Annotated in this window: 13 protein-coding genes; 1 reads left to right on the forward strand and 12 read right to left on the reverse strand. The window is 50.0% G+C overall.

Annotation, left to right across the window (positions count from 1 at the left end):
* Window positions 1-38: 38 nt before the first annotated feature.
* Window positions 39-2,132 carry an amino acid permease gene (locus DES40_RS05100; protein WP_121099453.1) on the forward strand — a complete coding sequence of 698 codons (2,094 nt, stop codon included), beginning with the start codon at window positions 39-41 and terminating at the stop codon, window positions 2,130-2,132.
* 63 nt (window positions 2,133-2,195) lie between these two features.
* On the opposite strand, the gene DES40_RS05105 is transcribed toward DES40_RS05100, so the two are convergent.
* The 12 genes from DES40_RS05105 to murG form a co-directional block, all read right to left on the reverse strand.
* Window positions 2,196-2,642, reverse strand: a complete 447-nt coding sequence (locus DES40_RS05105; protein ID WP_121099454.1) for a hypothetical protein — start codon at window positions 2,640-2,642, stop codon at window positions 2,196-2,198.
* On the reverse strand, window positions 2,639-4,711 hold the full coding sequence (gene ligA, locus DES40_RS05110) for an NAD-dependent DNA ligase LigA (protein ID WP_121099455.1): 2,073 nt from the start codon (window positions 4,709-4,711) through the stop codon (window positions 2,639-2,641). Before ligA ends, DES40_RS05105 begins: the two co-directional genes overlap by 4 nt.
* Complete coding sequence (recN, locus tag DES40_RS05115; RefSeq protein ID WP_121099456.1) at window positions 4,708-6,384, reverse strand: DNA repair protein RecN; 1,677 nt, start codon at window positions 6,382-6,384, stop codon at window positions 4,708-4,710. The genes ligA and recN overlap by 4 nt, the downstream gene beginning before the upstream one ends.
* A gap of 10 nt (window positions 6,385-6,394) precedes the next feature.
* Window positions 6,395-7,255, reverse strand: a complete 861-nt coding sequence (locus DES40_RS05120; RefSeq protein WP_233345434.1) for an outer membrane protein assembly factor BamD — start codon at window positions 7,253-7,255, stop codon at window positions 6,395-6,397.
* A gap of 98 nt (window positions 7,256-7,353) precedes the next feature.
* Complete coding sequence (lpxC, locus tag DES40_RS05125) at window positions 7,354-8,298, reverse strand: UDP-3-O-acyl-N-acetylglucosamine deacetylase (RefSeq protein WP_121099457.1); 945 nt, start codon at window positions 8,296-8,298, stop codon at window positions 7,354-7,356.
* Window positions 8,299-8,428: 130 nt separating this feature from the next.
* Window positions 8,429-9,880 (reverse strand): cell division protein FtsZ, encoded by a 1,452-nt coding sequence (ftsZ, locus tag DES40_RS05130; RefSeq protein WP_121099458.1) that lies wholly within the window; start codon window positions 9,878-9,880, stop codon window positions 8,429-8,431.
* 171 nt (window positions 9,881-10,051) lie between these two features.
* Window positions 10,052-11,323 carry a cell division protein FtsA gene (gene ftsA, locus DES40_RS05135; RefSeq protein WP_121099459.1) on the reverse strand — a complete coding sequence of 424 codons (1,272 nt, stop codon included), beginning with the start codon at window positions 11,321-11,323 and terminating at the stop codon, window positions 10,052-10,054.
* 9 nt (window positions 11,324-11,332) lie between these two features.
* On the reverse strand, window positions 11,333-12,214 hold the full coding sequence (locus tag DES40_RS05140; RefSeq protein ID WP_121099460.1) for a cell division protein FtsQ/DivIB: 882 nt from the start codon (window positions 12,212-12,214) through the stop codon (window positions 11,333-11,335).
* Window positions 12,202-13,125, reverse strand: coding sequence for a D-alanine--D-alanine ligase (locus DES40_RS05145; protein WP_233345435.1), 924 nt, complete (start codon window positions 13,123-13,125; stop codon window positions 12,202-12,204). Before DES40_RS05145 ends, DES40_RS05140 begins: the two co-directional genes overlap by 13 nt.
* On the reverse strand, window positions 13,116-14,033 hold the full coding sequence (gene murB, locus DES40_RS05150) for a UDP-N-acetylmuramate dehydrogenase (RefSeq protein ID WP_121099462.1): 918 nt from the start codon (window positions 14,031-14,033) through the stop codon (window positions 13,116-13,118). Before murB ends, DES40_RS05145 begins: the two co-directional genes overlap by 10 nt.
* Window position 14,034: 1 nt before the next feature.
* Window positions 14,035-15,453, reverse strand: coding sequence for a UDP-N-acetylmuramate--L-alanine ligase (gene murC / locus DES40_RS05155; RefSeq protein WP_121099463.1), 1,419 nt, complete (start codon window positions 15,451-15,453; stop codon window positions 14,035-14,037).
* Between the two features lie 31 nt (window positions 15,454-15,484).
* On the reverse strand, window positions 15,485-16,576 hold the full coding sequence (gene murG / locus DES40_RS05160) for an undecaprenyldiphospho-muramoylpentapeptide beta-N-acetylglucosaminyltransferase (RefSeq protein ID WP_233345436.1): 1,092 nt from the start codon (window positions 16,574-16,576) through the stop codon (window positions 15,485-15,487).

Raw genomic sequence — 16,576 nt, forward strand, 5'->3', positions numbered from 1 at the left:
TAGCCGGTATGGGATGAAAAGTCTTAGGGAGACTGAAAATGCCAAAGGTGAAATCACTTAAGAGGAATTTGACCCTGTTTGATGTCTACGCGATGTCAACAGGGGCCATGTTTAGCTCTGGTTTATTTCTACTCCCTGGTATTGCCGCGTCCTATTCAGGGAACTCAGTCTGGCTCGCTTATTTTCTAGCGGGCTTTCTTATCCTACCCGCTATGTATTGCATGGCCGAATTATCAACGGCCATGCCAAAAGCTGGCGGCACTTATTATTTCCTCGATCGCGCCATGGGCCCATTAATGGGTACAATTGGCGGGTTGGGGTCTTGGATTGCCGTCGTCTTCAAAAGTGCCTTTGCCCTCGTCGGCATGGGCGCTTATCTTGGAATATATTTGAACCTCCCCTTCACAATCACAGCCATATTATTAACAATTGCTTTTGGCTTAATTAATGTTTTTGGGGCCAAAGAAACAACCTTCCTACAACGCGTATTAGTCACAACCCTTGTGGTAATACTCATTGCCTTTGTCATTTTGGGGCTTCGTGAAACGGGCCTTATAAAGGCTTTCACACCAGAAGCAGGTCATGGTGATTTTTTCAAATCTGGCCTCGTCGGCTTTGTTTCGACGATTGGTCTGGTCTTTGTGTCTTATGCAGGTCTGACCAAAGTTGCGAGTGTGGCCGAGGAAGTGCAAAATCCTGATCGGAATATACCGCTAGGGATGACATTGTCACTTATCACAGCCACCGTAATTTATACGCTTGGCACCCTCATTCTCATTAAAATATTAGAGCCAGAAGCGCTTTACAGCAGCCTAACCCCCATAGCCGATGCGGGGCGTGAATTTCTGGGTTGGGCGCCCTTTGATTTGGGCGTCATCCTCATCGTTGTCGCGGCTATTGCCGCTTTCGCATCGACAGGTAATGCCGGCATTATGTCGGCCTCGCGTTACCCCTATGCTATGGCCAAAGACCGGCTAGTGCCAAACCGTCTTAGCCAAATAGGAAAATATGGAACGCCGACAACGGCCATTATGGTGACTGTGGCCGCCATGATTGCTGTCTTATTACTTTTTGATGTTGCCTCTGTGGCAAAACTGGCAAGTGCCTTTCAGCTCTTACTTTTCGGCCTCGTGTGCGTTGCAGTTATCGTGATGCGAGAGTCAAAAATTCCAACCTATAAACCGGGATATAAGGCGCCATTTTACCCATGGCTGCAAATCATCGGCATTTTGATTTCCTTTTGGCTCATTATTGAAATGGGCATACTTGCGATTGCCTTTACAGGTATGGTCACTATCGGCTGTGTACTCTGGTACCATTTTTATGCGTCAGGAAACCTCGAAAGACGCGGCGCCATATTCCACATTCATCAACGTCTGGGGCAACAGCGTTATGAAGGCTTGGAGCGTGAATTGATGACCATTATCCACGACAGAACTCAGGCCGAGAACCTATCCTATGAGGCCCTCATTGCGCGTTCTGTCATGATGGATTTCCGTTACGGCATTTATGATATTAAACATGTTGGTGACATCATGAGAGAACAAGCACAAACGCGCTTTAACTTTGATCCAGATATCATCACTCAGTCACTGGATGAGAGCAGCTTACATCTTCACCCCGTGAGCGCACATGTCCACATCGCCTATAAAACACATCCAGACTTAACCCAGCCGGAACTGTTTGTTCTTCGCTTTGGCCCTCAAGCGAGAATTGAAATTGCCTCAGCACAAAATGCGCATACGCTGATGTTCTTATTGGTCCCGACCAAGCCTGTTGGCCTTGATTTACGCCTCGCCGGTCATTTGGCCGAAGTCGTGCAAAGCGAACATTTCGAAACACGGTGGTTGGATTCACGGTCCGATAAAGAAATGAATGAAGTTCTTATGCGGGATGATCACTTCCTACATGGGCCCGTTAAGCAGTTTCCAAATCTGTTGAAACAAACAGGTAAAAAAATCGCGGATATTACTCTGCCTGCGTCTTGCCTGATTGCAATGATAGAGCGAGACGGGCGGATAATAGTGGCGACCCCCGAAACGAAGCTTTTAGAAAGTGATGAAGTCGCCCTTATCGGTGAACCTTCTGATTTAAATGACCTAAGAGAAACGCCTCTCGAAATCATGGAATAACGCTTTTGGGCCTTGCGCTTTATGCAGAAGGCTTCACAGCCCCTTTATGTGCAACGCCTGAAATTACGACTCTTTCTTGGCTCTAACTAAAGCTATCAATCCAGCATAATAAAAGAGGCCAACACCAAATATCATAAAAGAGGCAATCGCATGAAATTGCCCCTTTGCCGTATCCCATGGCCAATCCGTTAAAACTAGCGCCCCTAGCCCAATAATCCCCCGCAAGAACATAAGCGTCCCAATCAAAGCCACGCCAATTTTCAAGACAGGCAAAGGCCGAATACGCTGAGCGGCAGACAGAGCATAAAGCCCCCAGACCACCAACATCACGGCAATTCCAACTGTCCAATAAATTGGGCTGACTGCCCCTTGGCGATAGGCCTCTGCGAAAGCGGCGGGCGCGCCGGCAAATAAAAGCCAATCCGCTCCGCCAAACAGGCAAGCAATGTGAAACACCGCGCCGACAAACATGAATATCGCGGCTAAATCAAGGGGTAAAGACTTGGTCATTCCACGAGCTGAAGCCACTCATCTTCGGTTAGTATTGTCACGCCAAGCCCTTGGGCTTTGGTGAGTTTCGACCCTGCTCCTGGGCCTGCAACCAAATAATCTGTCTTACCTGATATAGACCCGCTAACCTTAGCCCCAAGTTTTTGCGCTTGGGCTTTCGCTTCGTCGCGAGAGAATTTTTCGAGCTTGCCCGTAAAGACCACGGTCTTACCAGATACCACACTATCTGAGGTAATCGCCTCGACAGGTTCAATTGTCACAACATCCAGTAAATGTTGTATTACCCGGTGGTTTTCGGGTTCGGAAATAAATTGACTAAACGATGTGGCCGCCGCCTCACCTACGCCGTCAATACCAAGAAGGGATAAATAAGCCGTACTGGTGCGCACGCCTAGCGCCTCAAATTGCGCGACAAGGTTTTCTTGCGTTTGGAAATGCCGCGCGAAAAGCCCTGCATTGCCCTGCCCGATATGACGAATACCCAGCGCATAAAGAAAGCGTTGAAAGCTGATAGTTTTACGCGCTTCAATCGCAGAGAAAAGATTATCAATACTCGTCTTTCCAAAACCTTCGAGCTTTTCAAGCGCTTCGCGCTTCTCTGGCAACTCAAAGATATCAGAAGGCTCTTTGATAAGACCTAACTCAAAAAACAGCGCTATTTGCTTTTCGCCCAGCCCGTCTATGTCAAAAGCGCGCCGAGAGACAAAATGCTTTAGGCCTTCAATCGCTTGGGCCGGACACGCCAGACCATTCGTACAGCGCCGTACAACATCTTGGCGACCTGTTTTCTCATCTATATCGCGTACCGCTTCGGCGCCGCAAACAGGGCACTGTTTCGGCAGGGTGAAAGCCTCGCCCTCACCCGACTTCACCACTCTGAGCACTTGCGGGATAACGTCGCCAGCGCGCTGTATTTCTACTGTATCGCCCGGCTTCACGCCAAGGCGAGTAATTTCGTCTTCATTATGTAGGGTCGCATTAGACACAACCACACCGCCCACTGTGATAGGGGTTAACCGCGCCACTGGGGTCAATGCCCCTGTTCGGCCCACTTGGACATCAATTGTATCAATTACCGTCACGGCTTTTTCAGCAGGAAATTTATGCGCAATCGCCCATCGCGGCGCGCGCGAAACAAAGCCGAGCCGTTCCTGAAGCGCTAAATCATTGACCTTATATACAACGCCATCAATGTCATAGCCAAGCGCAGCGCGTTTCTCTTCGATTTCGTGATAATGTGCTATCATGGATTTTGCGCTATCATGCCGCCGCATATCAGGGTTTGTAGAAAAACCCCACCGCGCTAGATTTTCAACGGCGCCAAATTGGGTGTCGGATAAAGGCGCGCTAACCTCACCCCACGCATAAGCGAAAAAGCGTAAGGGCCGAGACGCGGTGATGCTGGGGTCAATTTGGCGAAGTGAACCTGCCGCCGCATTGCGTGGGTTTTTATAAGCAGGTTTTCCGGCCTCGACTTGCGCCGCGTTCATTGCGTCAAAGGCCGCATGTTCAATATAGACTTCGCCGCGCACTTCTAAAACTTCGGGCCAGCCAGAGCCATCAAGCCTATGCGGAATATCTTGTCTTAGCGTCATTAAGTTACGGGTGACATCTTCGCCTGTTTGTCCATCCCCACGGGTTGCTCCCGTGACCAGCTGTCCGTTTTCATAGCGCAAAGCCGCAGAGAGACCATCAATTTTAGGCTCTGCCGTAAAGGTAAGTTTTGCATCAGATGCGAGGCTCAGAAACCGCTTCACCCGTTTGGTGAAATCTAAAACATCTTCGTCATTAAAAGCGTTATCAAGCGACAACATTGGCACGCTATGTTGAATTTTGCCAAAACGCCCAGAAGGTTTCACCCCGACTTTTTGCGTCGGACTGTTCTTGGCAATCAAATGCGGAAAAGCGGTTTCTAGTGTAATGAGATCTTTGCGTAAGGCGTCATAATCCGCATCAGAGAGACTCGGCGCATCCTCATTGTAATATTGCTCATCCGCGGCCCGGATTTCCATACTAAGAGCCGCCATGCGTTTTTTCGCTTGGCTTTCCGTTAAGTTAATATCGCTCATGATGACATAAGCTGGCGCGCTGCCGCGCGGGCTTCTTGTGTAATTGTTTCCCCTGCCAACATTCGCGCAATTTCTTCTTCACGAGCCTCATCGGCGACGGCCTGCACATGGGTTGTCGTGGTTGTGCCCGTAGAGGATTTCTCAATACGAAACTGATGATCTGCCGCAGCCGCCACTTGGGGGCTGTGAGTCACGACAAACACTTGAGCATTCTGAGCGAGCTTAGACAGTCGTTTCCCCACTGCATTGGCCACTGCGCCGCCCACCCCTTGGTCAACTTCATCAAACACCATAACGGCTTCATTTTTTCCCGCGAGAGCCACTTTAATGGCCAAGGCAAACCGAGCCATCTCTCCACCTGAAGCAATTTTATCAAGCGGCCCTAATGCAGTCCCCGGGTTGGTTGAGACGCGGAACCTGACGCTATCGCGGCCTTGGGCCGTCTCAACCGCTTCTTCGAAATGCGTTTCAAATATGGCGCGTTCCATTTTCAGGGGCGGAAGTTCAGTCAGCACAGCTTGATCCAAAATCTTGGCGGCGTCCTTCCTGGCTTGAGTCAAAGCACGCGCGGCTTTGTCATAAGCGAGCTTAGCCGCCTCTGCGCGTTTTCGTGTTTTGCCAATATCATGAGTGACGCTCTCTATGGCCGATAGATCTGCCGCAAACTTTGCCCGTACATCAATAAGACCTGACAAATCACATCCATATTTCCGCGCCGCAGCGCGTAGAGCAAAGAGGCGTTTTTCAACGGCGTCTAAACGGCCCGGCTCTACATCAAAATTCTCGGCCGCCTCGGTCACGGCATTCCGAGCTTCTTGGGTCTCTAGCAAAGCGCGTTCTAAGGCCTGCCCCGCAAGTTCAAGCGACTTTGCCGCGGGAAGCTCACTCTCGCCGAATTTTGAATTTAGGCGCTCTATTCCGGCTAGCGCCATAGATAGACGTTCTTCAAAAGCGCCATCTTCACCCAGTGCGTCTTGGGCCGCAGCAAGCTCGGCCAAAGCCCCTTCAGCGCCTTGTAAGAAACGCCGCTCCTCGGCAAGAGTAACATCTTCACCTTGCTGAGCGTCCAACCGGTCAAGCTCTGCGATTGCATGTTCTAGAAAATCTTGTTCATCCCCTGCCTTGGCTTGAAGCGCCAAAAGAGACTGCAAAGCTTTTTCCGCCGCTTTATGTTCCGTGTAAACAGACGCCACGGCATCAAGTTCAGCTTGATAACTACCAAATAAATCAAGCATGGTAATATGATTGAGTGGATCCAAAAGCCCGCGCCCATCATGTTGACCATGAACCTCAAGGAGAATACTGCCCACTTCGGCTAATAGCTTCACGCTTACCGGCGCATCATTGATATAGGCTTTACTGCGCCCATCCGCCCGTATCACGCGGCGCAAAGTCAAATCTTCGCCCTCTAGGCTCTCGATGTCATTTTGCTCTAAGAGGGCATAAACAGGATGAGAAGACGCGAGGGTAAAAGCCGCTATACTTTCGGCGCGGTCTGCACCAGAACGGATAAGGCCGCGGTCAGAACGCGCGCCCGTTGCCATACCCAGCGAGTCCAGGATGATGGATTTACCCGCCCCTGTCTCGCCTGTAAGTGCGCTTAATCCTCCGTCAAACTCTAGGTTTAACTGCTCGATCAAAACAACATTGCGGACAGAAAGACCGGTCAGCATAAATCGCTCTTTAGAATAAGCGCTCTTTCAAACGCTGCCAATAACCATCACGGCGGTTCTTTTTCCGCTCGGCCTCTAGGTCAACACCATAGCCTTGGAGAAGCTCATAGCTATCGGCATACCATTCGCTATTGGGGTAGTTATACCCTAGCACAGAACCCACTAGCTTTGCTTCGCTAATAATACCGAGTGAAACATAGGATTCGACGAGACGGTGCAACGCCTCTTCTGTCTGAGATGTTGTTTCGTAATTTTTTACAACATTTTTGAAACGCCCAATCGCGGCCAATTGCTGATTTTCACGCAGATAATAACGGCCAATTGCCATTTCCTTACCTGCCAAATGGTCTTGAGTAAGTTCGAGCTTTAGGCGCGCATCGCGGGCATAGTCACTATCAGGGTAACGGCGAACCACTTGTTGAAGAGCAGCCTCAGCACTTACGGTTGTCGCTTGGTCCCGTCCAACATCATAAATTTGGTCATAATAATTAATGGCAATAAGGTAATAAGCATAGGGAGTGCTTTCATTACCTGGATGCAGACTGATGAATCGCTGCGCGGTGGCAATACTCTCTTCATAATCGGTCGTCCGGTAAGAAGCATAAGCATTCATCAACATAGCGCGGCGCGCCCATTTTGAGAAAGGGTGCTGACGTTCGACTTCTTGGAAGTATAGCTTTGCGCGGCTCCAGTCGTTTTTCTCAACACGATCAAAGGCCTCATTATAAATAAGTTCCGCTGGACGCTCGATATAGGCCAGTCTTTCCTTTTTATCCTTACCGCCAAAAACGGAACAGCCAGAGACCATTATGGTCAAAAGTCCGATCATCGCTAATCGAGCTGTTTGTTTATACTGTGTCTTAAAAGCCATAAAGCCTATCCGCAAAAAAGGCCTGATTCTGACAGACCCCATATTATCTTAGAAGGTCTCTTAAAGGATGGACTGCGCGGCGGAAAGTGAGAAAATGTTTATGCACTCATGCTTTGCAGTAAGTCAGGCGCGCTTGAGAGTGTTTCTGGGCTTGTTTTACCTGATTTTTCCATCAATGACACAAAACGCCACGCATCTGCATGCGCAAATAGCGTCATAAGCAAATCGTGATTCAAACCATGCCCCGAAGCATGCGTTTCGACACGCCCCAATATAGGGCCGCCTAGATATAAGTCTCCCAATAGATCCAGAGCTTTATGCCGAACAAACTCGTCCGCAAATCGCAATCCTTCTGGGTTTAAGACCTTATCACCATCCACTATAATCGCATTGTCAAAGGATCCCCCCTTTGACAAACCGGCCGCTTGTAGAGCTGCGACTTCGTGAAGTCTGGCGAAAGTACGCGCCGCCGCAATACGTTCGCGAAAAGCACGAACATTCGGAACAATTTCGACCTTTTGTTGGCCAATGGCTTCATCTTCAAAATCAATAGAAACGCTCAAAGATAGTTTCGAAGCAGGCAAAATACGGGCGTAAGCGTCACCGCGTTTCACTTCTATCGGTTTTAAAACCTCAACATAGCGTCTTGCAGCTTCTTGTCGTAAGACGCCCACTTGTTCGATAAGCTTTAAGAAAGGCTCGGCAGAGCCATCCAATGCGGGAAGTTCTTTGCCATCTAATTCTAAATAGAGATTATCAATCCCTGCCGCCGCTAAGGCCGCGAGTAAATGTTCGATAGTAGACACCGTCACACCCGCTGCATTCGCGATAGTTGTGCAATTACGGACATTACAGACAGATTCTGGAATGACTTTAATGCGGTTATCTCGGTCTTTAATATCGGTACGAATAAATACTAAGCCTGTGCCTATTGGCGCTGGACGCATAACAAGACGCGTATGATTACCGCCATGCAGTTCAATCCCAGCACAAACGGCAGGCGCCTTTAAGGTCGATTGTCGTCTTACATTTAACATGGTCATAAATTAGGGTTGCGTCTCTACTTTCAACAAGAAACCTCGTGTTACAGCGTGTTACAAAAACACAAAAACCCAGCACTAACGCTGGGTTTTCGAGGTTTTCTAACGCATTTGTAAGACTTCAGAGACGTCCTTAACGGCTTTGACGTCTTAAAAAGCTTGGAATTTCGAGTTCATCTTCCATGTCATCACCGAACAGATCTCCCATCGGAGCGGCTGTTGTTTGCGTTTTAATAGGCGCTTGCGGTGCTTTTTTACGGAAGCCCCCAAACAATCCAAAAGCTGAACGCTGTGCAGGTTCAGGGATAGACGGGCGAGGAGCTGGCGGCGCTTGTTGAACGCTTGGCTGTGGTGCAATTGTTTCAATCGGAGCCTGAGCCGTTGAATCAATTTGCGGCGGGTACGGACGCGGCGCCACATAAGGCGGCGGCGTTGGAGTCTCTTCCGCTGTTTCTTGAATGAATTTTTGCTCAACTTCCTTTTGCATATCGGCAACAGGGTTGAAGACATTGCCTTGTTCTTTGGCAACTGCGGCCGCGCCTTCGGCTGTTAGAGGTTGAAGGCGTGACTCTTGCGAAGGCTTTTGTTTAAACGGTGCTGGCGGCGTTTCAGCGCGCGCATCCGTATCCACGCCTGTCGCAACAACAGAAACGCGAATAATTCCGTCCAAATCATTATCCAAAGCAGAACCGACAATAATATTGGCATCTTCATCCACTTGGCCGCGAATAAGCGAAGCCGCTTCATCGACTTCGTATAGCGTCAAATCATTACCGCCCGTAATGTTAATCAATACGCCGCGAGCGCCTTTCAACGAAACATCGTCAAGAAGCGGGTTATTAATAGCAGATTCAGCCGCTTCGACAGCGCGGCGATCGCCTGTGGCTTCGCCTGTCCCCATCATCGCTTTGCCCATCTCTGCCATGATTGTGCGAACATCGTTAAAGTCAAGATTGATAAGCCCTGGAACAACCATCAAATCTGTGACGCCGCGAACACCGCTGTGGAGCACTTCATCTGCCATAGCGAAAGCATCTGACATTGTGGTGTTTTCAGTCGCCACACGGAAGAGATTTTGGTTTGGAATTGTGATCATTGTATCGACAGAAGCATAGAGATTTTCAATCCCCTGCTCGGCCAATTTCATACGGCGAGAGCCTTCGAACATGAAAGGCTTTGTGACAATACCAACCGTCAGAATATTACGCTCGCGCGCTGCGCGGGCAATAACAGGCGCTGCGCCTGTTCCCGTTCCGCCGCCCATACCCGCGGCCACAAACAACATATGAGCCCCATCAAGATGTTCCATGATTTCATCAAGGCTATCTTCGGCAGCTTCTTCGCCAACCTCAGGACGCATGCCAGCACCCAAGCCTTGCGTAACACCGCCGCCCATTTGTACGCGGCGATCCGCTCGGGATAATGCCAAAGCCTGCGCATCCGTATTCGCGACAACAAAGTCAACGCCGTCTAAGCCTGCGCTAATCATATTATTAACAGCATTCCCGCCAGCCCCGCCAACACCGATAACGACGATCCGTGGTTTAAGTTCAACAGCTTTTGGCAGGGAGAGATTTAATGTCATGACAGTTCCCGATTATAGTCAATGATTGGTTAAAGGCATTGATGGGCTGAAACGGTTAAAGGGCTATTAAGAAAATAGTCATTTCGTTAATTTTACTGTTATCGGTGCTGTTTTCGCCAAAATCAGTCAGGCTTTGACCCTAAGATGAATCGGGCTAATAATGGCAAGCTTTTAAAAATTCTCACGCAGCCACTGGAATGACCGACCAAGGGCATGACCAGAATAACGGCGCTCTCGGAAACGACGACCAGATAAATCTGGCGGGCCGTATATGGCTTCACCATTTGGCTCAAAGGCTTGTTTTAAAAGCCCCGTCGCTACTGCGAAATCAGACGATAAGAGCGTGTCATTAAGATTGAAAATACCATGCGGCTGACCAATACGAACCCGTTTATTAAATTTCAGCTCAGCAAGTTCACGCACGCCGTTTAATTGCGCACCGCCCCCCGTCAGAACAATTTGCCGACCAGAAATTTCATCCATACCCGAATGGTGCAAGCGGTCACTAATCAGCTCAAACGTCTCTTCAATACGTGAGCGAATGATTTGTACGGTCAGAGATTTTGGATGATGCTGTAACGTATCTTGCGCGCCCACTGGCGGGCAAGGCACCATAGTATAATCATCATTCGCGCCGTGAAGCGCCGTTCCATATATGGTCTTAATCCGTTCTGCGGCTTCGGGCGGGGTAGACATACCGCGCGCAATATCATTCGTCACGCTTTGCCCGCCCATGCCAATGGCATCGACATGCATAAGGACTTTGTCGCGGAAAACAGCGACCGAGGTGACACCCGCCCCCATATCGACAACCGTCACACCAAGGTCTCGCTCGTCTTCGGTTAAGACGGACATCGCCGACGCATAGGGCGAAGCCGTGACTGAACGAATTTGTAAATGGCATCGTTCTATACAATGCGCCAAGTTTCGCAGAGGCCCAACACCGCCCAACACGAAATGCATATCCACGCCCAAAGTCTTACCAAACATGCCGCGCGGGTCATCAATACCCGTTTCGCCGTCAACGCTCCAAGTCACAGGAATGGCGTGCAGAATGGCATAATCAGGCTCGGACAATTCTGATAATCCAGAATTCAGAACACGCTTTAAATCGCGATCAGCCACGCCGCCACTCGCAAATTCTGTCTGCACGCGCATATGTTGAGAACGCAAAGATCGCAATGCGACGTTTACATTCACCCCTTGCACAGTAACGCCAGCCGAGCGCTCAGCCTTTTCTACCGCGGAGCGTATACCCGCTTCTGCGGCCTCTAGGTCAATAACGGCGCCATTTTTAACACCGGCACTGACACCGAAACCTGTCCCGATAAGGCGCACGCCCATACCCGGCTCTTCGCGGCCAATGAGGCACACGACTTTACTGGACCCAATGTCCAATACAGCGACCGTTTCCGGCGTCTTTTGAATAGAACGCTTAAACATGCTTGGTCTTTAGGCCTGTGTCGTGGGCGCAGGGCGCAAACTGATACGGTCGGATAACCGCAAATCAATTTCGCTTATTTGCCTGTCCAAAAGTTGCGTCTTGGACTGTAATAGCGCCAATTGTGCAACAGCCTTTTCATAGTTCAAAGCGGGTAATTTCACTTTCACCTGCTTATCCAATATCAAATCCCAGCGTTGCTCTGAAACGTATACAGCGGATGAAACACGCTGTCTTAGACCCGGCCAAGCCTTAAGCGTCGCCTCGAGCGATTGGGCATTTTCAGCCGCCCCTTTCCCGACAATATGTAAGACGCCCTGCGGTACATGACTTGTTTCATGAACTGGCGCGATGACTTTGCCTTCTGCACTGACCAGTGACAAAGCTCCCTCATTTTGCCAGAGCGCATAAGGTTGATTTTCAATCAATTGCACGACAATGCGGTCAGGCCAGAGACGGCGCACCACAGCGCGGTCAACCCAAGGCAAGCTTTCAGTTCGTCTTTGCGCCTCTTCTAGATCCACACCGAAAAAGTAATCGCCGGGACGGATATTCACGGCGCGGCGAACTTCGGCCTCATCCAAACGGCCCTCGCCCATGACATCAACTTGCGCGACGACAAAGCCCATATCCATCAAACGATTTTGCTTAAATAATTTAGCGTTTTGCAAAATAGTCGGCCAGAACCCGCCAAGCCAAAGCGCCAGAATAGTCAGCACAACAAAGACAGAGGCCACACCACCTGAGAATTGCAAAAAGCTTTTACGGGAATGGCCAGCGGCACGGACCTTAGACGCCGACCAAGCTCTGGCGCCGCGCAAACCAGGTTTAAGGGAAGACACCCTTTGTACGGATCCTGTTTTGTAATTCCCTTTATTCTTCATCTGGGCCATGTAGCGTCCTCAACCAGCCAGCGGCAAAGCTGTTCAAAATCAATGCCGACATACGCAGCCTGTTCTGGGGCTAGCGACATCGGAGTCATTCCAGGTTGAGTATTCACTTCAAGCATTACGATTTTATTAGCTATATCTGTTAAATCTGTATTTTTTTCATTAAATCTGAAATCGGCGCGCGAAAGACCGCGGCACCCAAGCGCTTTATGCGCCTCCACAGCCCATTTTTTACACAAGGCCTCTACCTCTGCGGGAATATCTGCAGGCACGACATGTACCGAGCCTCCATCGCTATATTTGGCTTCGTAATCATACCAATCGGTTTGCGGAATAATTTCCGTCACAGCGAGGGCGCGGTCATCCATCACGGCCACGGTCAGCTCCCGCCCCGGAATATAGGCTTCAACAATTACAGACTCGCCCATTTCCTTATCTTCGGCGATTGCACTCGACAGGTTCGTCTTTTCATCATGAATAATATAAACAGATTTAGAAGACCCCTGCCCGTTAGGTTTAACAACATAGGGCACGGGAATAGGATGTGATTTCGCGGTTTCAACACGGTCAAATAATCCACCATCGGCCACAGTAATGCCTACGGCCCGAAGGACATGTTTCGCGCGGTGCTTATCCATAGCTAGGGCAGACGCCATAACGCCTGAATGGGTATAGGGCTTACCATACATATCCAGCACGCCTTGGACGCGGCCATCTTCTCCCCAATCCCCATGCAAGGCATTAAAGATAACATCAGGGCTAGCTTGGACAAGCTGGTTCCAAAGGTCACGCGTCACATCTATCTCAACGACGTCATATCCGCTGGCCCGTAACGCCTTGGCACAGGCCGCCCCAGACACCAAAGAGACTTCGCGTTCAGACGATATCCCGCCTTTTAAAACCGCTACGCGCATAGGGCCTCTCCAATGCGTTTGACTTCCCATTCTAATTGGACACCTTCACTGGCCAAGACTTTCTCTCGAATAGTCTCGCCCAAAGTCTCTAAGTCAGAAGCCGTAGCCGTGCCTGTATTAATCATGAAATTACAATGTTTTTCACTCATTTGCGCGCCGCCGACACGGAAACCACGTCCGCCAGCGGCGTCTATGACTTGCCAGGCACCGCGCCCACCCGAAACTTCAGGGTCTGGATTTTTAAAGGTCGAGCCCCCTGTTTTTTCTCGAATAGGTTGGCTCTCCTCGCGCTTCGCCGTAATGGCGGCCATGCGTTCTGTTACAGCGGCAGGGCTATCCGCTTGGCCCTCAAAAACCGCTTGGGTAAAAATTAAATCCTTGGCTGCATCACTGCCGCGGTAACGGAAGTTAAAATCTGCATGAGTAAGCACCTCTCGGCGACCGCGCCTGTCAATAGCCACGGCTTCGATAAGAACGTCTTTCGTTTCTGCGCCATAGCATCCCGCATTCATGCGCAATGCGCCGCCAATTGTCCCGGGAATACCCGCGTAAAACTCTAGCCCTGCAATACCGGCCTTCGCGGCATCTTTGGCAACCTTATTATCCAGCGCAGCCGTACCAGCTGTTAGGCGCAGACCTTCTATTTCGGTCTTAGCAAAATTAGGCCCAAGGCGGATAACGACGCCCCTCACCCCGCCATCGCGAATAAGCGTATTGGACGCCACACCCAAAACCTGCACAGGAATATCATCTGGAGTAGAGGACAAAAAATGCGCAAGGTCAGCCTCGTCTTTGGGCATGAAAAACACCTCAGCAGGCCCGCCAACACGTAGCCAACTATAAGGCGCTAGCGGGACGTTGGCTTTAAGCGAACCTCGAACAGCAGGAAGACGATCAATCAACGCCAATTTAAGCCACGCCCAAATTATTGGCTAAATCCGCCGCCCAATAAGTTATATCCCCTGCACCAAGACAGACAATCAAGTCGCCTTCTTCTAGATTGGGTTTCAAATCTTTTGCAAGAGTCTGCTTACTGGTCAGTTCGACATTTTTATGGCCATGCGACATCAGGCTTTTTGCCAAAGATGGCCCGCTTATGCCCTCTAATGGCTCTTCCCCTGCGGCATAGACATCGGCGACATAGACATTATCAGCATCATTAAAACAGGTCGAAAATTCTTCAAAATGATGGGAAAGTCGTGAATAACGATGGGGCTGCACGACGGCATGAACCTTGCCCTTGGCGACTTGCCGTGCGGCCTGAAGCACCGCTGAAATTTCAACAGGGTGATGTCCATAATCATCGATAATTGTCACGCCATTCCATTCACCCACTTTGGTGAAACGGCGTTTCACACCGCCAAAGCTCTCTAAGCCTTTGCGAACCTGAGCTTCGCTAAGGCCTAGCTCACGCGAGACCGCAATCGCTGAGAGCATGTTTTGGGTATTATGTTTACCCGCCATAGGGAGGAACAAACCCTTCCAACTTTCTTCGTCTGAAAAGACAACATCAAACCGTGAACCCGTCGGTTCTAATTCTAAGTTCTCAGCACGCACATCCGCTTGAGGGTTGAAACCATACGTTATCACGCGGCGGTCCGTCACCTTACTGACCAAAGCCTGTACTTCGGGGTGATCAATACACAAAACGGAGAACCCATAAAAAGGAAGCGTTTCAACAAAGCTGTGAAAGGCCGCGCGAAGCACGTCAAACTCACCGTAATGTTCCATATGCTCAGGGTCGATATTTGTTACAATGGCAACTGTCGGAAGCAGTTTCAAAAAGGAGCCATCGCTCTCATCAGCTTCGACAACCATCCAATCGCCCAGACCCAATTTGGCATTAGAACCATAAGCATTGATGATACCGCCATTAATCACAGTCGGATCAATATCGCCGCCTTCTAGTAAGGCCGCAATCATCGTGGTTGTTGTGGTTTTACCATGCGTTCCGCCCACAGCAATTGTCCATTTCAAACGCATGAGCTCGGCGAGCATTTCAGCGCGGCGCACAACAGGAATAGATTTAGACCTTGCCTCAACTAATTCGGGATTGTCTGCCTTGATGGCCGAAGACAAAACAATCGCTCCGGCGCCATCCACTTGGCCTTCTTTCTGGCCAATAAATATTTTTGCACCGAGCTTTAACAGCCGCTCTGTATTCGCGCTCTCACGCATATCAGATCCTTGGACTTGATAGCCAAGATTAAGCAAAACCTCGGCAATGCCGCTCATACCAATGCCGCCAATACCGACAAAATGAATGGGCCCCGTATCAAACGGAACTTTGGTCGCAAGCGCTTGGTTTTTAAGGTCAGGTCTAGCCATTATATTTTTATCTTTATTATTCTTAAGCCTGTCATTTGACGGCTGATTTAAGGGCGATGGCAGAGACCAACGCCGCGAGATCGGTTGCGGCATGCGGGCGACCGGCTGTGCGGGCGGCGTCTGCTGCGGTTTGAAGCCAGTTCGAATCACTGAGGCGTTTCTCCAAAATAGTTTTTACGGCCTCCCTCGTAAACTCGGATTCAGGCAAAATATCGGCGGCCATAAGGCGTTCCAATGACCGTGCATTGACGGTTTGATGATCGTCCATCGCAATGGCAAGCGGCACTAATAAGCTTGGCTTTCCCATCGCGGCAATTTCAGACACAGAAGAGGCCCCGGCTCGGCCAATCACATAATGCGCAGCGGATAAATGCTTCTCTATATCCGAGAAGAAAGGCTCGCAAATTGCGGAAACGCCGGCGGCGGCATAAAGCCGTTTTGCGCTCTCTTGATATTCAGGCCGAGTTTGTTGAACCACTTGGAGACGTTCTCTGATGTCTTCTCGCAATACCGCAATGGCTTGGGGCACAACTTCGCTGACAATCCGCGCGCCAAGGCTGCCGCCAATAACAAGGATATTTATCTTATCCAATGGCGGCGTGTAATGTTCTGGAACAGACGTCATAATCTGCTCTCGAAGCGGATTACCTATGACCTCATGGCTTGCCCCATCAGGCAGACGTTCAAGCGTTTTAAATCCAGAGGCCACACATTTGGCCTGTTTCGCGAAAACACGGTTCACTCGACCAAGGACGGCATTTTGTTCATGAAGAACAGTTGGTACACCAAGCGACTGCGCGGCCTTTATGGCTGGGAAAGCAGGATAGCCACCGAAACCAACAACAACATCAGGCTGCCAAGATTGAATAAAGGCCTTAGCCTGCCCTATACCCTTACGAAGTTTAAATACGCCTCTTATGGCGGCGATAGGTTTACGAATTGACAGGCTGGCAGCCTCGACATCTAAAATCGGGTCAGCAGGGATTTTGCCTGTATGTTTACGGCCACGCGCATCGGTCATCATCGCGATGTCCCAACCTTTGGCCTTTAAAATTTCGGCAAGGGCTTGTGCGGGAAACATATGCCCGCCGGTTCCGCCTGCCGCCAAGAGGAGCTTTGGCAC

This window comes from Litorimonas taeanensis (genome assembly GCF_003634015.1).
GTDB classification, from domain to species: domain Bacteria; phylum Pseudomonadota; class Alphaproteobacteria; order Caulobacterales; family Maricaulaceae; genus Litorimonas; species Litorimonas taeanensis.